The sequence below is a fragment of the Psychrobacter sp. DM4 genome (genome assembly GCF_051307035.1).
Taxonomy (GTDB): domain Bacteria; phylum Pseudomonadota; class Gammaproteobacteria; order Pseudomonadales; family Moraxellaceae; genus Psychrobacter.
The window spans coordinates 37,635-58,770 of the sequence record NZ_CP195536.1; the positions used below are offsets into that span (position 1 = coordinate 37,635).

20 protein-coding genes are annotated in these 21,136 nt (G+C 43.2%); 6 read left to right on the forward strand and 14 right to left on the reverse strand.

The features are described from left to right. The first annotated feature begins 68 nt into the window (after positions 1 to 68). Positions 69 to 773: a pseudouridine synthase gene (locus ACR64G_RS00140; RefSeq protein WP_435980725.1), complete on the forward strand. Its 705-nt coding sequence runs from the start codon at positions 69 to 71 to the stop codon at positions 771 to 773. A 359-nt stretch (positions 774 to 1,132) separates the two neighbouring features. Beyond that, on the forward strand, positions 1,133 to 2,200 hold the full coding sequence (locus tag ACR64G_RS00145) for a disulfide isomerase DsbC N-terminal domain-containing protein (RefSeq protein ID WP_435979560.1): 1,068 nt from the start codon (positions 1,133 to 1,135) through the stop codon (positions 2,198 to 2,200). A 24-nt stretch (positions 2,201 to 2,224) separates the two neighbouring features. Here ACR64G_RS00145 and ACR64G_RS00150 read toward each other — a convergent pair whose 3' ends face one another. Further along, positions 2,225 to 3,241 carry a homocysteine S-methyltransferase family protein gene (locus ACR64G_RS00150; RefSeq protein WP_435979561.1) on the reverse strand — a complete coding sequence of 339 codons (1,017 nt, stop codon included), beginning with the start codon at positions 3,239 to 3,241 and terminating at the stop codon, positions 2,225 to 2,227. Positions 3,242 to 3,358: 117 nt separating this feature from the next. Next, positions 3,359 to 4,018 carry a DUF2939 domain-containing protein gene (locus ACR64G_RS00155; RefSeq protein ID WP_435979562.1) on the reverse strand — a complete coding sequence of 220 codons (660 nt, stop codon included), beginning with the start codon at positions 4,016 to 4,018 and terminating at the stop codon, positions 3,359 to 3,361. 355 nt (positions 4,019 to 4,373) lie between these two features. On the opposite strand from ACR64G_RS00155, the gene dnaJ reads away from it, so the two are divergent. From dnaJ to ACR64G_RS00170, 3 genes are all read left to right on the forward strand, one after another. After that, positions 4,374 to 5,507, forward strand: a complete 1,134-nt coding sequence (dnaJ, locus tag ACR64G_RS00160) for a molecular chaperone DnaJ (RefSeq protein ID WP_435979563.1) — start codon at positions 4,374 to 4,376, stop codon at positions 5,505 to 5,507. Positions 5,508 to 5,668: 161 nt separating this feature from the next. Then, positions 5,669 to 6,499 (forward strand): 4-hydroxy-tetrahydrodipicolinate reductase, encoded by an 831-nt coding sequence (gene dapB / locus ACR64G_RS00165; RefSeq protein ID WP_435979564.1) that lies wholly within the window; start codon positions 5,669 to 5,671, stop codon positions 6,497 to 6,499. Between the two features lie 18 nt (positions 6,500 to 6,517). Next, positions 6,518 to 7,399: a hypothetical protein gene (locus ACR64G_RS00170; RefSeq protein ID WP_435979565.1), complete on the forward strand. Its 882-nt coding sequence runs from the start codon at positions 6,518 to 6,520 to the stop codon at positions 7,397 to 7,399. Positions 7,400 to 7,500: 101 nt separating this feature from the next. Here ACR64G_RS00170 and ACR64G_RS00175 read toward each other — a convergent pair whose 3' ends face one another. The 11 genes from ACR64G_RS00175 to erpA all read right to left on the reverse strand — a co-directional run bounded on the left by ACR64G_RS00175 (position 7,501) and on the right by erpA (position 17,804). After that, on the reverse strand, positions 7,501 to 7,959 hold the full coding sequence (locus ACR64G_RS00175; RefSeq protein WP_435979566.1) for a hypothetical protein: 459 nt from the start codon (positions 7,957 to 7,959) through the stop codon (positions 7,501 to 7,503). Between the two features lie 111 nt (positions 7,960 to 8,070). Continuing rightward, entirely contained in the window at positions 8,071 to 8,562 is a 492-nt protein-coding gene (locus ACR64G_RS00180) for a hypothetical protein (RefSeq protein ID WP_435979567.1), read from the reverse strand. Positions 8,563 to 8,669: 107 nt separating this feature from the next. Further along, positions 8,670 to 9,434, reverse strand: a complete 765-nt coding sequence (locus tag ACR64G_RS00185) for a hypothetical protein (protein ID WP_435979568.1) — start codon at positions 9,432 to 9,434, stop codon at positions 8,670 to 8,672. A gap of 234 nt (positions 9,435 to 9,668) precedes the next feature. Next, positions 9,669 to 10,844: a type III PLP-dependent enzyme gene (locus ACR64G_RS00190; protein ID WP_435980726.1), complete on the reverse strand. Its 1,176-nt coding sequence runs from the start codon at positions 10,842 to 10,844 to the stop codon at positions 9,669 to 9,671. 95 nt (positions 10,845 to 10,939) lie between these two features. Beyond that, complete coding sequence (def, locus tag ACR64G_RS00195; protein ID WP_435979569.1) at positions 10,940 to 11,482, reverse strand: peptide deformylase; 543 nt, start codon at positions 11,480 to 11,482, stop codon at positions 10,940 to 10,942. 214 nt (positions 11,483 to 11,696) lie between these two features. Continuing rightward, entirely contained in the window at positions 11,697 to 11,954 is a 258-nt protein-coding gene (locus ACR64G_RS00200; protein WP_435979570.1) for a GlsB/YeaQ/YmgE family stress response membrane protein, read from the reverse strand. Between the two features lie 268 nt (positions 11,955 to 12,222). Next, a complete protein-coding gene (mpl, locus tag ACR64G_RS00205) occupies positions 12,223 to 13,707 on the reverse strand; it encodes a UDP-N-acetylmuramate:L-alanyl-gamma-D-glutamyl-meso-diaminopimelate ligase (RefSeq protein WP_435979571.1) in 1,485 nt (494 codons plus the stop codon). A 235-nt stretch (positions 13,708 to 13,942) separates the two neighbouring features. Next, the gene (locus tag ACR64G_RS00210) at positions 13,943 to 14,407 is read right to left on the reverse strand and encodes a copper resistance protein NlpE N-terminal domain-containing protein (protein ID WP_435979572.1); all 465 of its coding nucleotides are present in this window, start codon (positions 14,405 to 14,407) and stop codon (positions 13,943 to 13,945) included. A 449-nt stretch (positions 14,408 to 14,856) separates the two neighbouring features. After that, entirely contained in the window at positions 14,857 to 15,375 is a 519-nt protein-coding gene (locus ACR64G_RS00215; protein WP_435979573.1) for a disulfide bond formation protein B, read from the reverse strand. 152 nt (positions 15,376 to 15,527) lie between these two features. Next, positions 15,528 to 17,105 carry a glutamate--cysteine ligase gene (gshA, locus tag ACR64G_RS00220; RefSeq protein ID WP_435979574.1) on the reverse strand — a complete coding sequence of 526 codons (1,578 nt, stop codon included), beginning with the start codon at positions 17,103 to 17,105 and terminating at the stop codon, positions 15,528 to 15,530. A 318-nt stretch (positions 17,106 to 17,423) separates the two neighbouring features. Further along, on the reverse strand, positions 17,424 to 17,804 hold the full coding sequence (erpA, locus tag ACR64G_RS00225; RefSeq protein WP_435979575.1) for an iron-sulfur cluster insertion protein ErpA: 381 nt from the start codon (positions 17,802 to 17,804) through the stop codon (positions 17,424 to 17,426). A gap of 729 nt (positions 17,805 to 18,533) precedes the next feature. Between erpA and ACR64G_RS00230 the strand changes: the two genes are divergently transcribed. Further along, a complete protein-coding gene (locus tag ACR64G_RS00230; protein WP_435979576.1) occupies positions 18,534 to 20,537 on the forward strand; it encodes an ATP-binding cassette domain-containing protein in 2,004 nt (667 codons plus the stop codon). A 76-nt stretch (positions 20,538 to 20,613) separates the two neighbouring features. Here the strand turns inward: ACR64G_RS00230 and ACR64G_RS00235 are convergent, their stop codons facing one another. Beyond that, positions 20,614 to 20,976: a septal ring lytic transglycosylase RlpA family protein gene (locus tag ACR64G_RS00235; RefSeq protein WP_435979577.1), complete on the reverse strand. Its 363-nt coding sequence runs from the start codon at positions 20,974 to 20,976 to the stop codon at positions 20,614 to 20,616. Between the last annotated feature and the right edge of the window lie 160 nt (positions 20,977 to 21,136).

Below are 21,136 nucleotides of genomic sequence, written 5' to 3' on the forward strand. Positions count from 1 at the left end.
ATATGCCTAGGCTGAGAGTGAATATGTTAAACTTGCCCCACTATAACAAATCAAATGGTAGCAAAAGCATGCGTTTAGATAAATTTATTAGTAAAGCCACCGAGCTGTCGCGCAAAGAGTCCAAAAAAATCCTGCACGCAGGCGAGATTACGGTTAATGATCAAGTGATCAAAGATCCGGGCGTACATGTCGACATCAATAATGATGAGGTGCTGTGGGCAGGCGAGTCGCTCTCGGTTGCGACGGGCAATCGTTATATCCTGCTGCATAAGCCTGAAGGGTTTGAGTGTACGCTCAAGGCAAAAGAGTATCCCATCGTCACCGAATTGATCGCCGTACCAGAGCTTGGCAGTTTGCGTATCGCAGGTCGCTTGGACGTCGATACCACTGGCGCATTACTGATTAGCGATGATGGCGGCTGGTTGCACCGCGTGACGAGTCCCAAGCATGAACATGCCAAGGTGTATGAGCTGACCCTAGCTGATCCTATGGATGAGAGCGCACAAGCCAAAGCGGTGCAAAAGGTGAGTGAAGGGATATTGTTAGAGGGTGATTATGAGCCGACAAAACCGGCTACTCTTGAGTTCACCGATGAGACTCATGCGCGTCTGACTTTGGAGCAAGGTAAATACCATCAGGTCAAACGCATGATGGGTTACTTTGGTAATCGCGTCACTGAGCTTCACCGCGCCAGCGTCGGTCATATCACCTTAGAGGGTCTTGAGATAGGCGATAGTCGTTTCTTAACTGCTGATGAAGTTGAAAAGTTTTAGAAGTCATTTAATCAATTTTGCGTAGGGTGTGGTTAGTTTTATGGAATTCTTATAAAGAATTTCAATAAAACGTAACCCACCTTTCAATAATGACTTAATCTAAATGGTAGGTTACGCTTCTCTGACCACACCATACAACCATACAATATTTTTACCTCATTTTATCTATCTCTATTGCGCCTCCCTTAAGCTCAAGTAGCGATTTGCAAAAGTAACTGGCAAACCCTCTCCAAATTTAGCTTGTGTGCTAAAGTCCTGATATCTTTTAATCTACTTTTTTATATAGTAATTGCTAATTTTATTGAGTCTCTTAACACAACCGACTTTAGCACCTACTTTATTGTGTTAGGACAATCGCTATGATGTTATCCGTATTTAAGACCACACCCGTATTTAAAGCAATGAGCCTTGTCAGTGTGCTACTGCTAGCGACGAGTGCTTGTGCCGAATCGACGATAAGCGGCGTCTCTCAAAGCTCAAGTAATACTCAAGCTAATACATCGGTGAGCCAAGCGGTCGATACCCGTATACGTCAAACGTTGAGTGAGGCCGGTATCAAGGTTGAAATCATCGCTATTGCGCCTTCTCATTTGCCGAATATGTATCAAGTTGAGCTGATCGGACAATCGCCATTACATATCACCGCAGACGCCAAATACGTCATTCAAGGTGACTTGCAAAAGAACCCAAGCCCGCGTGTAGTGAATCAGACGCCTACACGTAGCAGTGCTACGCAAGTCGGTATGCCAGTCAGCAGTGCGGCCAAATCAGCGCTACTGACCAATATGAGTGCACTGGCTAATATGAGCACCAAAACGTCGTTTTATTATACAGCGGTGCCTGGTGTGATTTGGGGCGCAACGTTAGAAGGGGTGCCTTTTTTGGTCTCTGATGACGCGCAATATGTGACAGATGGTGAGATATCGGTCATCGACAACGGTCAATTTATCGGACTCGATGAAAATTTTGAAACGCGTAAAAACCTATCGGTATTTAAAGCTTTAGATGAGTCGCAATTGATTACTTATCCTGCAACCACTACCGAAAAAGCAGTCATATATGTCGCAACGGATGTTAATTGCCCTTACTGCCGTATGCTACACAAACAAATGGATAGCCTAAACCAAAAGGGCGTCACAGTGAAAACGATTGGCTATCCTATCTATGAGCAATCATTTGAGCAAATGCGCGGTATTTGGTGTCAGTCTGGTGAGACAAATCGCCGTAAAGCGTTGGACAACGCTATGCTAAACGGTCAAATGACGCCTGCGCCTACCAGCTGTACGACTGATTACATCACGCATAATCGTGAAAAGGCCGCGGGACTGGCAGTCATCGCCACGCCTGCAATTTACCGCGAAGATGGGGTGTTGTATCAAGCCAGTTTTGAGAGTCCTGAATTTTTAGAATTCTTGGGTGTTGAGTAGCGTATCAACCGTAATAGAACGTCGCTACTTATCCGCTAAATGCTGCGAGAGCTTTGCAATATGCTCAGTCCCAATACCGCAGCAGCCACCGATGATAGTGGCACCAGAGGTTTGCCAGAGCTGCGCCCAAGTCAAGTAATTCTCAGGGGTCGTATCCTGACGTATTTGGCGCAGTTGCGCATTGGCCTGTTTATGCACCTGCTTTGAGGCAAAGGCATTGGCATAGATGCCGAGCTGCATAGGGTGTGACACTTCATCTATTATCTTCTTTGCCACTTGTAATGCCGAATTCATAACCTCAGGCTGACTACAGTTAAAGAGCACCGCCTCAATACCTAGTGCAAGCATAGCCTCTATAGCCTGCGCTACTGATTCACCAGAGCGCAGCTTAGTATTATTGATATTCTGATCGGGTTCGGTAGTGTTATCAATATCAATGTCCAATGCACTGTCATCGAGCGTAAATGCTATCCAAATGGGTTTAACGGATCGATTTTTTTGAGTTGCTGTAAATCCTGTAATCAGCTGATACCAAGTGATCGCTTCGATGATACTGCTTTGTGTCTCCACCAGCCACATATCGACATAGTCTACTTGTTCAGTTAACAACGGATATGCGATTATGGGTGCTCGCTTGGGATTGAACAAGTCAGGTCGATAAGAGCCAAACAGTGGTGGCAAGCAGCCAGCGATGCGCACAGGGTTTAAGTTATCAAGATTTTTGCTTATCTTTACTGCCTCAAACGCGAGCCGCGCAGCGGTTTTTACTAGCTGCGCCCCTTCACTAAAAAACCGCTCTTCTAAGTGAAAAGGCGTAATGGCATAGCTGTTGGTAGTAATAACATTCACGCCTGCTTTGATGTAGTCGATATGGACATCACGCACGCTATCAGGATCAGCACTGAGCGCTAGCGCTGACCATTCAGGTTGACGAAAAGGCGCACCGCGGCGCTCAAGCTCACGCCCCATGCCGCCATCTAGGATAGTTATCGGCATATCAGGTTTAGAGCTCGTGACTGTAGGCGTTACTTGAGTAGGCATAAAGATCACTTATAAAACAATTTAAAGATAACAAAGCGCTGTTAAAACACCCTCTTCAGGTTGAATACACGATAGAGAAGTGTAATCAATTAAAAGACGTTTCTTAAGTTTATTGATTTATGGAAGAACGACATCAACGATTCTCCAATTCACCAACCCATCACGTGCCATCTCTACGGTTAGCGGATAGCCTTTAACTTGACCACTAATCATAAAGCAGTTGATACCGCAATAGCTCAATGTCGGCTTATCGCTATCTGCGCTTTGCACGGCTTGCTGACTTATCTCGTCAGCTTGTTTTTGCATAACCATCTGCGTCTGGTTTTCGATGACCGCACTCATATCACCGCGCTGAATAATTAAATCTTGAATGAGACCGCGCAAATCCACCTGATTGCTAGCGATGGCCCACGCAGCTGCCAGCTGTTTGGTCGCTGTATTGGCCTGACCTTGAGTATCAATCAGCCTCTCGACATTTTGCGGGGTGACTGCGCCGTCTACAGCCTGAGCGATAAAGTTATCTGCCGCTTGTTTCAACGCATCGCCGCCCAATTCTGCGACTAGCGGGTACTCTCTCATTGTCGCTGCAAAATCATCAGTCAACTGCGTTTGAATACTTGGTCGCACTTGTTCGTAGTCAATGGCGGCCGCGATACTAGCACCTTCTTTGGCATCATAAGCGTTTTTGAGCTGATAGGCACTGTAATAGGGCGAACCTGCATATAGTGCGATAGCGATGACTATGAGTAATATTAAAAGACTAATCAGCTTCTTCATAGGGTTGTGACCTGCTTGGACGTTGTGGATGGCATAAGGCGATAAATATTAGCATGACTCAATAGAGGTTTTATATCAAAAGATAAGCGCATAAATACAGAATCAGCATAAAACCTATAATTAATGAGCTTGATAAATCATATAGTCATCTCCATAAATAGCGCAAACTTTTAATAACTGATTTGGTTACACAGTATTCTTGTCCCAAACCTTTGTCGATGACCTTTTATAGCTTGCAACAGACTAAGTTTCATGTGAAACGTTTGTCTGTTGCGATGAGCGATAGCGCTAGTATAAGCGCGTACGAGTAGCTGATAGTTGGTAAGGCAGTACTGTTACGACGATAGGAGAGCCCATGAGTAAGCGCGATTTTTATGAGATATTAGGCGTCAGCAAAACAGCAGATAATAAAGAGGTCAAGCGAGCTTACCGTAAATTGGCGATGAAATATCATCCCGATCGTAACTCTGACGATCCTGATGCCGAAGACAAATTCAAAGAAGCTTCGATGGCTTATGAAGTCTTGAGCGATGAAGATAAGCGCTCAGCCTATGATCGCATGGGTCACGCTGCGTTCGAGAACGGTATGGGCGGTGGCGGCTTTGGCGGTGCAGGGGGCGGTAATTTTCAAGATATCTTTGGCGATATCTTTGGTAACTTTGGCGATATCTTTGGTCAGTCGCGTGGCGGCGGTGGTCGTGCGCGTCGCGGCTCCGACCTGCGTTACGTCATTGAGCTGACACTAGAAGAAGCGGTACGCGGTTGCAAAAAAGAGATCAGCTTTACTGCGCCAGCTCCTTGTAACACCTGTGATGGTAAAGGCGCAAAGAATGCCTCTGACATCGTGACTTGTCAGACCTGTCATGGTCAAGGTCAGGTTCGTATGCAACAAGGCTTCTTTGCGGTGCAACAAGCCTGTCCACAGTGCGGCGGCAGTGGTAAACAAATCAAAAACCCATGCCCTGACTGTCATGGTAACGGTATCAAAGACAAAGCGCGCAACCTAGAGGTCTCTATCCCAGCAGGCGTTGATGATGGTGATCGAGTACGTCTAGCAGGAGAAGGTGAAGCGGGCGGCGCAAGCGTACAAAACGGCGACTTGTATGTCGAAGTGCGCGTTAAACCTCACGAAGTCTTTACTCGCCAAGGTGCAGATCTATATATGGATGTGCCTGTTAGCATCACTGATGCAGCGCTCGGAAAAGAAGTTGAGATTCCAACGCTTGATGGTAGAGTCAATATCAAAATCGCTGAGGGTACACAAAGTGGCAAACTGCTACGAGTACGCGGCAAAGGCGTGACTCCAGTACGCACAACGATGAAAGGTGATCTGATCTGCCGTGTTGTCATTGAGACGCCAGTTAACCTAAACCGTGAGCAAAAAGACCTATTACGTCAATTCCAAGATACGTTGGATGGTGATAGCAAGCATCAACAATCGCCACACAAAAAATCCTTTTTTAAGAAAATCGGTGAGTTGTTTGACTAGGAATTTAGTGATACAAAAGTAGCCTTATAATTAATCTAAGCCTAGTAGTTTCACGTGAAACTATTGGGCTTTTTAGTATCAGTTTATAATAGGGCATAAATTAATTCATGCTATGATAATCATAAAATAAAACAGATATTTTAAAAAATATAGGATAGGTCATGAGTAAGCAGTCAAAGAATAAAATAATAAAAGTCGGAGTGATTGGTGCAGGCGGGCGTATGGGTCGCATGCTAATCGAAGCGGTGCAAGATAATCCGCAAACGACTCTGAGTGCCGCCATCGAACGTGAAGGCTCAAGTTTGGTCGGTGCTGACGCTGGTGAAGTCGCGGCTATTGAGCGCATAAACGTAAAAATCGTCGACGATCTGGTAGTAGTCATTGATAATATCGACGTCTTGATTGATTTTAGTTTGCCTGAGGCTACTGAGCAAAATATGCAAACGTGCGCCGAACACAAAATCGCTATGGTCATCGGAACTACAGGCTTCAATGAGCAGCAAGAGCAAGTCTTGACTGAAGCTAGCAAGCATATTCCAATTGTTTACGCCGGTAATTACTCCACTGGCGTCAATCTCTCGCTCAAGCTACTGGCTATGGCCGCCAAGGCGTTCGGTAACGATGCCGATGTCGAAGTGATTGAAGCACATCATAAACACAAAGTCGATGCACCGTCTGGTACGGCCTACATGATGGCAGAAGCAGTCGCGGAGGCGCGTGGTCAGAACCTAAAAGACGTCGCTATTTATGGGCGCGAAGGACAGACAGGCGCACGTGAAACAGGCACTATCGGCATTCATGCGATTCGCGGTGGCGAGATCATCGGTGATCATACGGTTATGTTCATCGCTGATGGCGAAGTGGTAGAGATTACTCATCGAGCGCGCGCACGCATGACCTTTGCCGCAGGAGCGGTACGCGCAGCGACTTGGGTCGTTCAGCAGAATAAGGGTCAGTATAATATGCAGGATGTATTGGGGCTGAGTGAGTAGGGGTTAAAGGATAAGCGCATGGACATAGATAAACATCTCTCAAAAGGTAAAGTTTCTCCCGTAAGCTATTTACCACTAACCGCTATGGTCTTAAGTTTTGTTGTTCTGCCTATAACTGTGCAAGCCGCTACTTATCAAACCTACGTCATCGATACTTATGGCGGCGATTTATTATTAACGGCGGTGCGCCAACAGCTTAACACTAGCCCTAACGGTGGCAATGTCAGTAATTACCAAGATAAATTGGTATTACGAACCACACCTGCCAATTACCAAGCGGTGCTGCAACTACTCAGCCAGATTGATAGTCAGCCGCAGCCATTAACCGTAGCAGTACGTGTAGGCAGTAATAGTAAGGTACAACGCAATACCCAGCAGGGTCGAGTGATTATTAGCAATCGAGGCATTCAAGGTACAGGGGTTATTATGCAAAGGGGTGGTCAGCAGCAAAGCGATAACCTATATCAAGTACAGACGCTCTCAGGCAGTGCTGCGAGCATTAGCACAGGCACGTTGTATGCTTTGACGCAAAACTATAGCCGCAGTGTTTATTCTAATTACTCTAATAATAATCGTCCTCTAGGACAGATTGTTATTCAGCAGCAAGTGCTGCTACCGACTACGCAAGGTATCGCTGTCGTCCCAAGATTATTACCAAGTGGACAAGTTGAGGTTAGTCTGTCGCAAGTAGAAGAGACACTACTCAGATCCAATACGACTTACCGTCAGAATAACGCTGTCAAAGCACAGCGTCTAAATAGTACTATAATAGTGCCGCGTGGACAGTGGGTAACGATTGGTCAGATTACGCAAAATGGGCAAAGCCAAAGCTCAGGCTATGGCATTAATCGCACTATAGATAATAGTAACAGTGTGCCTATCTCACTTTTGGTTCAGTAGGTCTTTTTGAGTTTAGAATAGGGTGTGACGATTATTTTTTATGCTAAAAAGTAAGAAGTAGTCGCTAAGTGAAATGCTTGTAAATTAATGCCTGATTTTCTTTACCAACGTTCAATCTTCATTAGGTCATTATCTAGACAATGCGGTTGTCCTTTAGTTACGTAATAAGGTTCTCCTTCAATCTTTTGCATACCAATATTTCTTCTATCTCTAGGAACAGCAGGAATTTCTGCTGTCTCTCCTATTTTGATACTTCTACCATATAAAACTATTTCGGTATTACTTTCTTGATACTTTGTATATTTTGCTGGAAATACAGGGGTATAGATGCCAGATTCTGTTTGTAATAATAGACAGTTATTGTCTATTATTAACTTACCTGTAGTTACATAATCTACTGGAAGATAGATGGAACTAGGCTTGTCATAATAAGTAAAAATTCCACTTGGTAGATCCTTTCCCTCAGCAGCATAGTTAAGAGAATCATTACTATTTGTATTTATTGAGGCGCAACCAGTTAGACTATAAATTATAACAATCAGCAGTATTGATTTATTCATTTGTCAGCTTCCATTTATAAAAGATCAATATTTAATTACTTCGCTTTACTTACAGTTATTGAATATATAATATGTCCTATAAATTAAAAGGTTTTCTATAATATCTATATACTATGGTGCTAGTGCCAATGTTGCTGGTAATTCATTGATAAAATCTAAGCTAGAAAGATACATAGTTAAGTCTTCACCCGGTCTAACAAGTGTTTGATCACATGCACTAACAATACCATAAGCTGCGAAACCACCTCTATTATCAACTGGGTATCCTGAAACCACTGGGCCTCCACTGTCACCTGCACTGCATTTTAGATCACTTCCAGTTAGGGAGATAAAAGTTGAATTACATGAAGTTTTATCTGTATTACATAGGCTTACACCGTTGTAAACAGCTTTTAAACCAATATAAAGTTCTTTAGTTTCTCCGCAGCTAAAACCAGTTTTACGTCCGTAATGACACAGAAACTCTTCAGCAGGTGTACTAAATAAGCCTTTTTTCAAAGACTGTTTTGTACCCCTTTCAACAACAGGACTTGATCCAAATCTATCGTCTAAATATACACCTGCCTTTATAGAAGTGAATGATGGAGCTAGCAATAGAGCCATATCATGATTAGCAGATGGTCTTGTATAAGCTGGAGTTAAATTATGTATTACGTTGTTATTATCTGTATACTGAAAACTGGTTACTCCATTATTATACTTTGATCTACCTAAGCAGTAATAATAGCGGGAGCGCCATTAGAAGCAAAAGCACTAAAGCCAGCAGTGCATCTACCAGATGGCGTAGACCCATTAAAACTTAATAGTTGACCTCCACCGACTAAAACTGCTGGCGCTATCGGAGCACTTAGCAATTGAAATTCTACGTCAATTCCTGATAAATCTTTCATAGAATACTTATTGGATAGTTCCTCGTTAGAACTTAGACTTGGATCATACACCTTGATAATAATACTGTCCTTCTTTGGATTATAACCCATAGCTTGAAAACCTAATATTTTCTCTGATAATTCCTCTGTTTTCTGAGATAGCATTACTTGCAATTCATCAGAATTCATAACGGCATTATTTTTTATTCTTAATAGCATTCCAGTCTCATCTTTAATCTTTTTAATTAGATTTTCATCTAATATACTTAATAGCTCTCCCTTTCTAGTTGTCCTAACTGTCAATCCAAAGTCTTCATCGCCATTAAAGTAAATGCTTGATGCAGAATCACGAAGATGCTCATCTATGGCAGGATACGATTCGTACGCGCTATCCATAACTAATAACCTACGTTTCGCTTCATCAAGTGGTATTTCTTTTAGTTCTGCATAAGCTGCTATTCGTGTTTCATAATTACCAGTGTTATCTGTATTAGGATTACTTACACTTATATCATTATTTGAATCATCATCTGACCCACATCCTGATAAAAAAATTCCAGTTATCAATGTGCATATAATATAAGTACCAAAAAATCTAGTTCTCATAGTTCACTTCCCTGTAATAATTTTTTTCTTACCGTAATATATAACAACGTTATTAGTAAACTAATATTCACTAATTTGATAACTAAGTATAATGAACGTTTTTTAATGTAAAAAGTGAAATATTATTACTAGCGGAAATAATGTATTATATCTAACTGAAATTGAGCCTAACAGACACAAAAAAGCGCAGCCTTGTTATTCATAGTGCTGCGCTTTTTTATAGAAATCTAAAATCTAATCAATATAGACCACTTCTAAAGGCGGGAAGCCATTAAATTCAACTGAGGAGTAAGAGTTGGTATAAGCGCCTGTGGTCAACCAATAGATTTTGTCGCCAATCTCAAGCTCTTGCGGCATTTTGTAACCCGTTTCTTCATACATGATGTCAGCTGAATCACAAGTCGGGCCTGCCAAGACTACCGTACCTTCGCTAGTTGAGGTTTCCATCTTTGGTGTGTAGACAGGATATTTGATCGCCTCTCCTAACGTCTCAATCAGACCTTGGAATAAACCGACATCAGTATAAACCCAGCGAGTAAGATCGGTATGGGACTTGCGTGAGATAAGCACGACATCACTAACCAGTACGCCTGAGCCACCGACTAGCGAGCGTCCAGGCTCTAAGATAATCTCCGGCATATCATCATCGTGAAAATCCTCAGACAAATAGCGCTTGATCTCAGTAGCATAGATTTCTATAGGATTGACCTCACTGAGGTAGTTGCTTGGAAAACCGCCACCTAGATTGATCATCTGCAGCTTAATGTCCTCTTCAGTCTTCATCCAGTCAAATATATATTTAACTTTAGTAATCGCGTCATCCCAGGCAGCTACGTCTTTTTGTTGACTGCCAACATGGAATGAGATGCCATAAGGCACTAAGCCTAGCGCCTTTGCCTGAATGAGTAAGTCAATTGCCATATCAGGGTGACAGCCAAACTTACGAGATAGTGGCCACTCAGCCGTTTGCGCCCCTTGTACTAATATGCGTACAAATATCTTTGCACCTGGCGCATGCTTGGCGATGTTCTTGAGATCAGCTTCTGAATCGGTTGCGTATAAGGTGATTCCTTTTTCAAAAGCGTACTTGACATGTTCTGCTTTTTTGATGGTATTACCATAAGAGATACGATCAGGTTCAACGCCGCAATCGAGTACTCGGTCTAGCTCATAGATAGAGGCACAATCAAAGTTAGAGCCAAGCTCTGCAAGTAATCTAATCACTTCAACCGCAGGACTGGCTTTCATCGCGTAATGAAGTTTGGTATTAGGGAATAGCTCCACCATCTGATTGTATTTGGTTTTGATACGGCTTAGATCAACCACTAAGAATGGGGTCTTGCGACCTTGCGCCGCTTGAGTAAATTTTTGCCAAGCGGCAGGGTCAAAATACTGATCAATTTTGATCATAGTCATAATGATAAACCTTTATAAATATGAGATAAACTGAATGACAGACAGAATAAGCATACTAGTCATTAGCAATAAGATACGCCAAACGCTACTTAAACGCTGCTTGGCTGTGCTTGTTTGACGTCATGTTTTTCACGTATTTTGAGCACTTTTTTGACTTTATCACGGGCACGTGTTTGTTTGAGACGAGATAAGTAATCCACAAAAACAACGCCGTTCAAATGGTCCATTTCATGCTGAATACAGACCGCAAGCAGACCTTCTACTTCTTTATCGATAGTCTCGCCGTTTTCATCCAAAGCTTCAATACGTACTTTGTTTGGGCGCTCAACCTTGTCATAGACCTCAGGTACCGACAGACACCCTTCTTCGTAGGGCTGCTTTTCGTCAACGAGTGGTGTCACTTTTGGATTAATAAATACTATCGGCGTGTCTTTGTTTTCAGACAAGTCCATGACGATCAGCTGAATATGTTCATCCACCTGCGTTGCCGCAAGACCGATACCATCAGCATAATACATGGTCTCAATCATGTCGGTGATCAAGGTTTTAATCTCAGTAGTGACTTGTTTCACAGGCACTGCAATAGTACGCAGGCGTGGATCGGGATAACTTAAAATAGGGCGTATTGCCATAACAGCGCACCTTAGTAATAGCGGATAAAATAGGCATCATTATAAGTTAAATGAGGGCAAAAGTAATCGTTATCAAGGATATTTACGATCTGTTCAGTCATACAGGTCAGTTGCGACCCTATGACCCAAATTAGTCAGCAAAAAAGCCTCATATTAGATGAGGCTTTTTATTTGAGTGGCGATTAACGTAGGTAGAAGTTAATCATAAGGCAGACTATTTAAGACGACGTCTGTTCATAATCATCTCATACAAGAACAGTAGGATAATAGCACCTATCACTGAGAAAATAAGACCTGTGAACCCACCATCAGCATCGATACCGATTAGTCCTGCTATAAAGCCACCGAGTATGGCACCAACAATACCTAGTACGATCGTCATGATCCAGCCCATAGCATCGTTACCTGGTTTAATGGCGCGTGCTAGCAGACCTGCTACCAAACCTACGATAATCATCCAAATAAAGCCCATATCTATTCTCCTATTTATTATCATTCAACAGCTATTTCTATGCTTTTAGCAATGAAGCCATTGTAAACACTTAATTAAAATTAAAGTAAGTAGAAATTGTTATCTATGTATGGGCTATGTGAGAGAGTTTATCCGTTTGCTATCAAGTAAGGTCGATAAGTAAGCATAAAGTTAATAAGTTGCTATTAATAGAAGGTATCTCCCAAAGACATGTTTAATTGTACAGAATTAGTGCAAGCAAATTGAAAGTATCGAGCCGTCTCTAATTTTACTCTAATGCAGCTAGCAAGCGCTCGTGAATACCTTCAAAGCTCCCGTTCGACATGATGACAATAGCATCACCAGCTTGAGCGTTATCTTGAATATGCGTAATAATATCGTCAATGCTGCTCATTACTTGTTGCGCCTGCAGATCTGTATGAGCATCTTTAGCTTGCTCTATGACGTCTTTTAGGCCCCATTCAAGACCTGTTGGCTCGTACCATAATGTCAGGTCAGCAAGCGCCGCTGATTGCGCTAAACGGTCTTGATGGATACCCATTTTCATGGTATTGCTACGCGGTTCAATAATCGCCCAAATACGTCTATTTGCCAGTTTCTTTTTAGCACCGTCCAAGGTCATGCTGATCGCTGTAGGATGATGAGCAAAATCATCAAATATTAAGATATCATTGACCTCACCAATCAATTCCATACGACGCTTGATACCGGCGAAATTAGATAGCGCGGCGCAAGCGGTAGCAATATCAACACCAATATCATAGGCGGCCGCAATCGCTACCAAGGCATTATTGACGTTGTGCAGACCGCTCATCGACCACTCAACAACAGCCTGCTCTTTAGCGAACCTCACCCGAAATTGACCGCCGTCAGCGCTAATCAATTCAGCCTGCCAGTCGCAACTCACAGTACCATCTGAGTCAGTAGGAGTAATACTAGTGCGCCAAATAGGAGTCCAGACGCCTTTAACTAAGGTGTCCTCAAGGCTTTTAGTTTTGGCTGGCATGATGATTTTGCCGCTACTTGGAATCATGCGTACCATATGATGAAACTGGGTTTGAATAGCAGCCAAATCAGCAAAAATATCAGCATGATCAAATTCCAGGTTGTTTAAAATAGCCGTACGGGGACGGTAATGAACGAATTTTGAGCGCTTGTCAAAGAATGCTGAATCATACTCATCTGCCTCAATCACAAAATAACCTGAAGTTGTCTCATGACTGTTTAGAGTGTGAGAGCTATCAAGATGATGCTGAGTATCTTGGCTGCCACTACCGAGGTAGCTGCTATGAGCAAACACTTTTTGCAAATGTTTGTCTGTGGTATCGACCAAAGGCACGCCACCGATCAAAAACCCTGTATCGATGCCTGCATAGTGAAGTATCCAGGCCAGCATCGTGGTCGTTGTGGTCTTACCATGAGTTCCCGACACCGCAATCACATGACGCGATTGAAGCACTTGCTCAGACAGAAACTGTGGCCCTGAAGTATAGCGTAAGCCGATATCTAGCATGTATTCGATAACTTCCATACCTCGCGTCATCGCATTACCGACGACGACTAAATCAGGGGCAGGTTGCAGGTGCTCAATATGATAACCATCTTTGATCGTAACCCCAGCTTGCTCAAGCTGAGTCGACATCGGCGGATAAACGTTAGCATCTGAACCGGTAACCGTATGGCCAAGCTCTCTTGCTAGTAAGGCTAAAGAGCCCATAAAAGTGCCACAAATCCCAAGAATATGAATATGCATAAAATGTTTATACCACGTAGAATGAGTTAAAAATCAAAATTGGCTTATTGTAGCGTATTAATACCATACCTAATAGATGGACAATAAAAAACGCCTAATACATAGGCGCGGCTCGATAAGTGGTTCATAGATATAAGTTTGGGCTGTATCGACAATTATTATTTATATAACAGCTACTAGATTATACAACAGATACTAGTTGACAGCTAAATGCTAAATTACTGACGTGACAGACTTATTGACGCGATAAGCTATGATTGTCATCGACGTTTTTATTGTTATCCATCTTAAGCAAGTGATTGTCTTTAATATAATAAGACTCTGTAGCTCTATTATCATAGGCAATAGTAATCTGCTCACTATCTTGACGATATACACCAGATTCTATCAAAGATGCCCGCGGTACTTCTGGATTGTTATACACACTAGTCTTAACGACAGTGCTATCTGCAAACAGATTTAAAGTGACCTCAATATCATCACAGAACGTACAGGGTAGTATGCCACCATAATCACCTATCAAAATTGCCTGTAACTCGCTATCACTATTTGATAACACTGTGCGCTTGGCTTGTGATATCTCAGTTGGCCGAGCTGATGCTATGAGCGATTGACCTTCATCCTCAGATTCGATATTGCTTTCTACATCTATGACCTCATTCGTTTCATCAGATTTTTGTACGCTACTGAATGAAGACATCTGAGTCGAAGCCGTGTTGTTAGATGCTGAAGGAGAATGAGAATTATCACATCCTGTCAATGCTAAAAGACATAGAGAAAGGCATGAGCCTATAAAATGCTTTGACGCACTACGGCATGAGACATGAGATAATTTTGGTTTCATAGATACACCATAATAGCGTCGAAGGTATTTTGGGCTGCACGCTTTATGTAAGTCGTTAGTAAGTAAAGTTCAAGATAACAAAGGTTTCACTGTGGTTTGTGCGTTTTTTGTTATACATAGAAACGTAAAACCAACAAAACAGAATTATGACTGAAAATAAGTCGTACTAATACAAGGTATTAGCACGGCTTAAGTATTTGAAATGACAGATTTAATTTTTGAACTATACTGAACATATTAAGAGCAGTGATATTTTAAATAATTTGCTTTATATTCAATATAATTTATAACACTGGCATGAATAATTAGATATATCGAGTAGGACGTAGAATACGCAGTAGTATCATTACGTGAACGACTATAAGTAAACTAAAGAATATTAACGATTGCTCAGGAATACTCAAACCCAAAAAGATCCAGTCGATAGTGGCGCACTCGCCTGAGCCTGCAAACACCTGGGTGAAGACCTGACTCATGGGCAAAGTGTCTAACCAATAATCCAAACCCGGTCCGCAAGAGGGCACTTGATCAGCAGGCAGATGTTGTAACCAGACATGACGCGCCGCTACCCCTGTCGACCAGAGGATACCTGCCAAACTACCAAGCCAGAGTACTATTTTGATTGCTTTTGACTTGGGATGAAAGAGTGCAGCAAGCAGAGCAAAAACGCCCATAACAATTAAGCCGATGCGCTGAAAGACGCAGAGTGGACAAGGGGTGAATCCCATATAACGCTGCAAAAAGAACAGCGCATAACTCATGCCCAAGATAGCCATGATGACCAGCAGTATCTGCAACTGGCGGTAAGTAATTGTTTTTAGCATAAAATAGACGCGCTTATATAGAATTAAAAAGCTCAAAAAATAAGGATTGAGTGACGAGTGTGAAGTCACATAGATTCTACTATCGTACTTATAAACACCGAGATAAAAGAAATACGCACCTGTCGACCACTTTTTAATATCGCTTATTAAAACTAACGATATTGCTGGATATAGTCCATAAAATCTTCCGTTTCACTGTCTTCAATTTCAGCCTGTTGTAGGATAGATTTTTCAGCTAGTACTTCGTACTTAGCTTGAATACTGGGACTCAAAGTCTGCTGCAATAACGAATCACGATGCTGCTCTGCAAGCGTAAAGCCAAGTTTCCATAGGCTACCCAAGCGCGCACTATCTGAGTTCACTTGTGCTGAGATCGTTGACTCAGAATGTCCGGCTTTGCCTTGCATCAAAGCAACTGCTGCACGGTAATCATTGCCACCGTAATGGGCGTCCAAAAGCGCGGCTAGCGGCTGCATATTGGCTAAGTGTGCGAGCATCCACTGCTCAAGCGACTGCTCTTTTCCATTATTAATGATATGCAAATTATCAAGACGTCCTTCATTGACCACGCGCTCAAGGTTGATTGCTAATGCCTCTTCCTCTTCAGGCATCAATTCCGGAGAGTCATTGAGCAAGCAATACAGCGCCATTACTTCCAAAAAGCAAGCACTAGAAAGACGAATCCCAACATCACTATAAGGGTCCAAATCTATCGCGCGAAACTCGACATAAGCGATGCCGCGACGCTCCAAAGCTTCGGTTGGCGTCTCACCGCGCTCAGCAATCTGCTTGGGTCTGATCGGGCTGTAGTACTCGTTTTCAATTTGTAAGATATGATCGTTGATTTGGATAGGATGCCCACTAGCATCATTGAGACCGAGCTTCTCAAAGCTCTCGTGCGGCGTCTGAATAGCGCGGCGTAGTCCTTTGATGTATTCAGGTAGATGGTTGTAGCGGATATCGAGGTGCTCTTGGACACTATTGGTGTAGCCAAGCTTGCCCATACGCAAACTGGTCGCCGCAGGCTTATAATAAGTGGAGTCGTTCAATAGCTCCAAGTCATGCTCACGTCCTGCCAAAAAACACGGACAGACGCTTGGGCTAGCACCTAACAGATAGAGCACTAAGCTGGTCAAGCGCTTAAAGTTGCGAATAAGGCCTAAATACTTCTCGTTTTTAAATTCTGCTAACGATTGTTCTTGAGTTACGTGTGCTTGCCATGCTTGAAATAGATCGTCACCGAACGATAAATTGTAATGAAGACCTGCAATCGTTTGCATCCGGCGACCATAGCGTACGCCAAGACCACTACGATAAAGAGTCTTGAGCTTGCCTGTATTTGAGCTACCATAGTCGGCAAGTGGAATGTCTTCGTCATTTGATGAGAGCATACAAGGCATGGAGAGAGGCCACATTAGCTCCTCTTCAGGTAAGGCTTTGTATACAAGTACATGCAACTGACGCAGCATCATTAGCGTCTCTTTTGGCGAATCTTTAGGGTCAGTGATGAGCTCAAGTAAGCTCTCAGAATAATCAGTGGTGATAAAGGGATGAGTTAATTTCGATCCAAGCTTTTGTGGATGCGGCGTTTGAGCTAGGTAACCATCCGCTTTGACACGTAGTCCTTCTTTTTCGATACCGCGTAGCATACCGACTACATGTTCGCTCTTAAACCAGCTTGGAATCTCAAAATCAACAAAACTATCTACACGATTACTCATAAGGGTCATCTATGGTTATTTATTATGGTAGATCAAAGCAGCACTAGCGCACGATCTAAATAGAGGCTGTCAAGGTGACAATTCGCTCAGTTTAGCCCAAAGCCGCTCTAAAAACTATGCACGCTTACAAATACGATAAGCTTCGTACAAGGCGTGTGTGCCACATTTTGCGCATACCTTTTCTCTATTATATTTTACAAAATAAAAAGCATCTACCGCTTAGATAGATGCTTTGAAGTCATTTGACTGCGCTATGTAAAAGGTGAGAGATTTGTAGTAGTGTCCATTCGCGCCTATGAACGAGCCAACGCGTTCATCTGCTTTAGACTAAATAGAAAACGACGAACCACAACCGCAAGTAGTGGTTGCATTTGGGTTTTGTACCACAAAGCGCGCGCCCTCTAGTCCTTCAGTATAATCAACGGTAGAGCCTTGTAGATACTGATAGCTCAATGAGTCGATGACCAACGTCACATCGCCATTATTAAAATCAGCATCATCTTCATTTAGGTCATTGGCAAAATTGAAGCCATAAGAGAACCCAGAACAGCCGCCGCCTGTCACATAGACACGTAGCATAAGATCGCTATCGCCTTCTTCTTCACGCAAACGGCGTACCTTTTGTGCAGCGCTATCGGTGAGGGTCAATATAGTGGGATCGACAGGCTGGCTTGAGCTTGGGCTGTATTGGTTGGCTGATTCGTTCATATCTACCTCGGTAACTAGGATCAATGGCTATCGTCTGGTTTAAATGCTTAACTGTCTTTTAGTTTGAGTTTTTGACAGCCGCAAACTAATAGCGTTTGATGCAATAGGGCGCTGTCATGACAGCGAAGTGGGTCATGCATTCAAGCGGTTATTCGGCGCCAAGCTTTTATCTGCTAGCAGTATATCATAATGGGGGTGAGGATTCGTTTGTCAAGAGAGGTGCTAGGTGACAATATCTGATTAGCGACAGCGAATAGGAGAGTGAACCAAGAGTTTGTGTCACTTAGCATACCCTAGTACAATGAACAATTGAATTTAATATAGTTATATAGGGCGTATTTGATAGTCACACCTACGCACTGATAGAAACTGTTTTTTAGACGATTTGTGCTCAAAAATAGCAAGACGAGTGCTTTAAGGGGCTATTTTGATAATAAAGCGGTAAAAAAGAGTCCTGTCTCATCAAGCGGATGTTAAAATGCGCTCACACTTCGTTGCAAGTCTAACTATGGTATATACATTATTATCGACTTGCGCCGCCTCTAGAAACCTTTTAGCTATCAGCAGTACCATGACTGAGCATCAAACACGTCTCAGTCGTTTGCCTATCGGTCAAGCGTTTGCAATAATAATACCCCGCTATTAGTTGCTTGAGAGTAATAGAGACGTGACCGAGTCAGACAAGTGTTGCTGGCTACCTTTTTTATAATTGTTGAGATAAAAAAAGATATGATCGAATTTAAAGACGTTGGTGTTCGCCGTGATGGTCGTGAGCTATTTGCAGGAGCCAGTTTCCAGCTCCACCCAGGCCACAAAGTCGGTTTGACGGGCAACAACGGCACAGGCAAATCGACCTTATTTGCCTTACTACTTACGCAGATGGGCACAGGGGATACCGAAGTCACGCTAGATAGAGGCGAGGTGAGCATCCCTGATAGCTGGCATGTGGCGCACATGGCGCAGGAAGTTGGCGCTAGTAGCCAAACAGCAATTGACTATGTGTTGAGTGGGGATACGCAGTGGTATGAGATTAATGCAGCGCTCAATGATCTCAGTACAGTGAGCGATGAGCAAATCGGCGTCTTGCATCAACAGTTCGATGAGATCGACGGTTACCGTACGCCCACCAAAGCGGCGCAAATTATGGCAGGCCTTGGCTTTAAGACTAGTCAACATGAGCTGCCTGTAGAAGGCTTCTCTGGCGGTTGGCGTATGCGCTTAAACCTTGCCAAAACCTTGATGAGCCGCGCCGATCTCATGCTCCTTGATGAGCCAACCAACCATCTAGATTTGGATGCTATCCTCTGGCTTGAGACTTGGATTAATGCCTTTACGGGTCTGGTCATCGTGATCTCACATGATCAAGCTTTTTTGGATGCAACCGTCGGTCATATCTTGCATGTCGAACAACAAAAAATCACCCTTTATACCGGTAATTATCAGCAGTTTATTCGTACTCGTCATGAGCGTATGGCGCAGCAGCAGCAAGCGTTTGAGAAGCAGCAAGCCACCAAAGCGCATTTAGATGACTTTATTCGTCGTTTCCGTGCCAAGGCTAGCAAAGCCAAACAAGCACAAAGCCGTATCAAGCAGCTTGAGCGCATGGCGGAGCTATCGCCAATGATGGCGGACAACCCATTCTCTTTTCGCTTTTATCCGCCTGCCAATATGAGTACGCCCCTTATTGAGATGACGCAGGCTGATATTGGTTATAGCGATACCCCGCTACTATACAACGCCAACGTACAAGTCACGCCCGATACGCGTCTGGGCCTACTCGGTATGAACGGCGCGGGCAAATCAACACTGATCAAAGCGCTAGTTGGTGAGCTTAAAGTGTTAACCGGCAGTTACCGCGTCTCTGACACCCTAAAGCTTGGCTATTTTAACCAGCATCAAATGGATGCTTTGGATGCAGCAGCGACTCCTATGGAGATGTTACGCCGCCTAGCAGGCAAAACCTCCGACGCCGAACTGCGCGCGTTTTTGGGTAGTTTTGACTTTCGCGGTGATCGTATCGATACCGCAAGTGAGCTGTTCTCTGGTGGTGAGCGCGCGCGTTTGACATTAGCGTTGATTGTTTGGCAACGCCCGAACGTTCTCGTCCTTGATGAGCCGACCAACCATTTAGACTTACAAATGCGTCAAGCGTTGACTATCGCCTTACAAGGGTTTGAGGGAGCGGTGGTGCTGGTCTCGCATGACCGTGAACTGATCGCCAACGTTTGCGATGAGCTGTATCTGGTGCACGATGGTCAGATCGATGAGTTTGACGGCGATATTAGCGACTATGGTAAGTGGCTGGCGGAGAAGCGCAAGCAGGAAAACGCACCAGATAAAAATACTAGCAAGAAAAAAAGTAAAAAAGAGAGTAAAAAGTTTGTTTCACGTGAAACGAGTAATACTTTGCCTTCTAAACACACCCAAGATAACAAAGCGCCCACTCTTAGCAAAGAAGAGCTACGCAAACTAGCGGCAGAACAACGTAAACGCACAGCACCTGTCCGCCGTGAGATCGAAGCGATAGAAAAATCTTTGGTTGAGATAAATGATAAATCAGAAAAGGTAGATATCAGACTTGCTGATACCACGCTCTATCTCGATGAGCGCAAAGCTGATTTGCTAAAGCTGCTCGATGAGCAAGCGTCGTTACAGCAGCAGCACAGCGATTGTGAAGAGAAACTATTATTAGCTATGACCGCTTTAGAGGATATGGAAGCAGAAATTGGGTAATAAGATTGGGTCTTAAATAAGTTCTAAAATTAAAGACAAAAAAAGGGAGAGCACCAGCTCTCCCTCTTCTATTACATTATTGCTTACGGTATCTACCATCACCATAAGAGAGTACTTTCATAGTGGTGGTACATAGCTTACAGTTTATTTTACCAGCAGCGCCTCTAGACAAATCAAGGATACGTCCTGGTGTAAAAGGCCCTCTATCCGTAATCTTTACTATGACACTCTCTTTGGTCTTTTTGTTAGTCACTTCTACTTTAGTACCAAACGGCAAGGTCTTGTGTGCAGCGGTCATAGCATTCATATTGAAAATGCTACCACTCGCAGTACGCTTACCGTGAAATTTTTTGCCGTAGTAACTGGTGTTACCGGCAAAGGCTGTGGTAGTCAACAGTAGGGATAATGTGATAACCAAAGACCTGATCAAATAAGACATGTGATACCTTTAAGTAATTTATAAAATAGACAGATACTCTTGCCTATAGTATTCATACTCCCTATGAGTACAAATAGTGCATATATTATACAATAAAAAACTTGCTATATCCTTTCTATTGTGTAAAAAATGCCTGAGTTCAAATGAGTAACCCGTTTGT

What these genes read in the sequence shown, in the direction of transcription:
- ACR64G_RS00145 (WP_435979560.1), top strand. Translation starts at nt 1,133, where the DNA reads ATGATGTTATCCGTATTTAAGACCACACCCGTATTTAAAGCAATGAGC.
- ACR64G_RS00185 (WP_435979568.1), bottom strand. Translation starts at nt 9,434, where the DNA reads ATGAGAACTAGATTTTTTGGTACTTATATTATATGCACATTGATAACT.
- def (WP_435979569.1), bottom strand. Translation starts at nt 11,482, where the DNA reads ATGGCAATACGCCCTATTTTAAGTTATCCCGATCCACGCCTGCGTACT.
- ACR64G_RS00180 (WP_435979567.1), bottom strand. Translation starts at nt 8,562, where the DNA reads ATGGCTCTATTGCTAGCTCCATCATTCACTTCTATAAAGGCAGGTGTA.
- ACR64G_RS00150 (WP_435979561.1), bottom strand. Translation starts at nt 3,241, where the DNA reads ATGCCTACTCAAGTAACGCCTACAGTCACGAGCTCTAAACCTGATATG.
- dnaJ (WP_435979563.1), top strand. Translation starts at nt 4,374, where the DNA reads ATGAGTAAGCGCGATTTTTATGAGATATTAGGCGTCAGCAAAACAGCA.
- ACR64G_RS00175 (WP_435979566.1), bottom strand. Translation starts at nt 7,959, where the DNA reads ATGAATAAATCAATACTGCTGATTGTTATAATTTATAGTCTAACTGGT.
- ACR64G_RS00235 (WP_435979577.1), bottom strand. Translation starts at nt 20,976, where the DNA reads ATGTCTTATTTGATCAGGTCTTTGGTTATCACATTATCCCTACTGTTG.
- mpl (WP_435979571.1), bottom strand. Translation starts at nt 13,707, where the DNA reads ATGCATATTCATATTCTTGGGATTTGTGGCACTTTTATGGGCTCTTTA.
- ACR64G_RS00140 (WP_435980725.1), top strand. Translation starts at nt 69, where the DNA reads ATGCGTTTAGATAAATTTATTAGTAAAGCCACCGAGCTGTCGCGCAAA.
- ACR64G_RS00200 (WP_435979570.1), bottom strand. Translation starts at nt 11,954, where the DNA reads ATGGGCTTTATTTGGATGATTATCGTAGGTTTGGTAGCAGGTCTGCTA.
- gshA (WP_435979574.1), bottom strand. Translation starts at nt 17,105, where the DNA reads ATGACCCTTATGAGTAATCGTGTAGATAGTTTTGTTGATTTTGAGATT.
- ACR64G_RS00170 (WP_435979565.1), top strand. Translation starts at nt 6,518, where the DNA reads ATGGACATAGATAAACATCTCTCAAAAGGTAAAGTTTCTCCCGTAAGC.
- ACR64G_RS00210 (WP_435979572.1), bottom strand. Translation starts at nt 14,407, where the DNA reads ATGTCTTCATTCAGTAGCGTACAAAAATCTGATGAAACGAATGAGGTC.
- dapB (WP_435979564.1), top strand. Translation starts at nt 5,669, where the DNA reads ATGAGTAAGCAGTCAAAGAATAAAATAATAAAAGTCGGAGTGATTGGT.
- ACR64G_RS00230 (WP_435979576.1), top strand. Translation starts at nt 18,534, where the DNA reads ATGATCGAATTTAAAGACGTTGGTGTTCGCCGTGATGGTCGTGAGCTA.
- erpA (WP_435979575.1), bottom strand. Translation starts at nt 17,804, where the DNA reads ATGAACGAATCAGCCAACCAATACAGCCCAAGCTCAAGCCAGCCTGTC.
- ACR64G_RS00190 (WP_435980726.1), bottom strand. Translation starts at nt 10,844, where the DNA reads ATGATCAAAATTGATCAGTATTTTGACCCTGCCGCTTGGCAAAAATTT.
- ACR64G_RS00215 (WP_435979573.1), bottom strand. Translation starts at nt 15,375, where the DNA reads ATGCTAAAAACAATTACTTACCGCCAGTTGCAGATACTGCTGGTCATC.
- ACR64G_RS00155 (WP_435979562.1), bottom strand. Translation starts at nt 4,018, where the DNA reads ATGAAGAAGCTGATTAGTCTTTTAATATTACTCATAGTCATCGCTATC.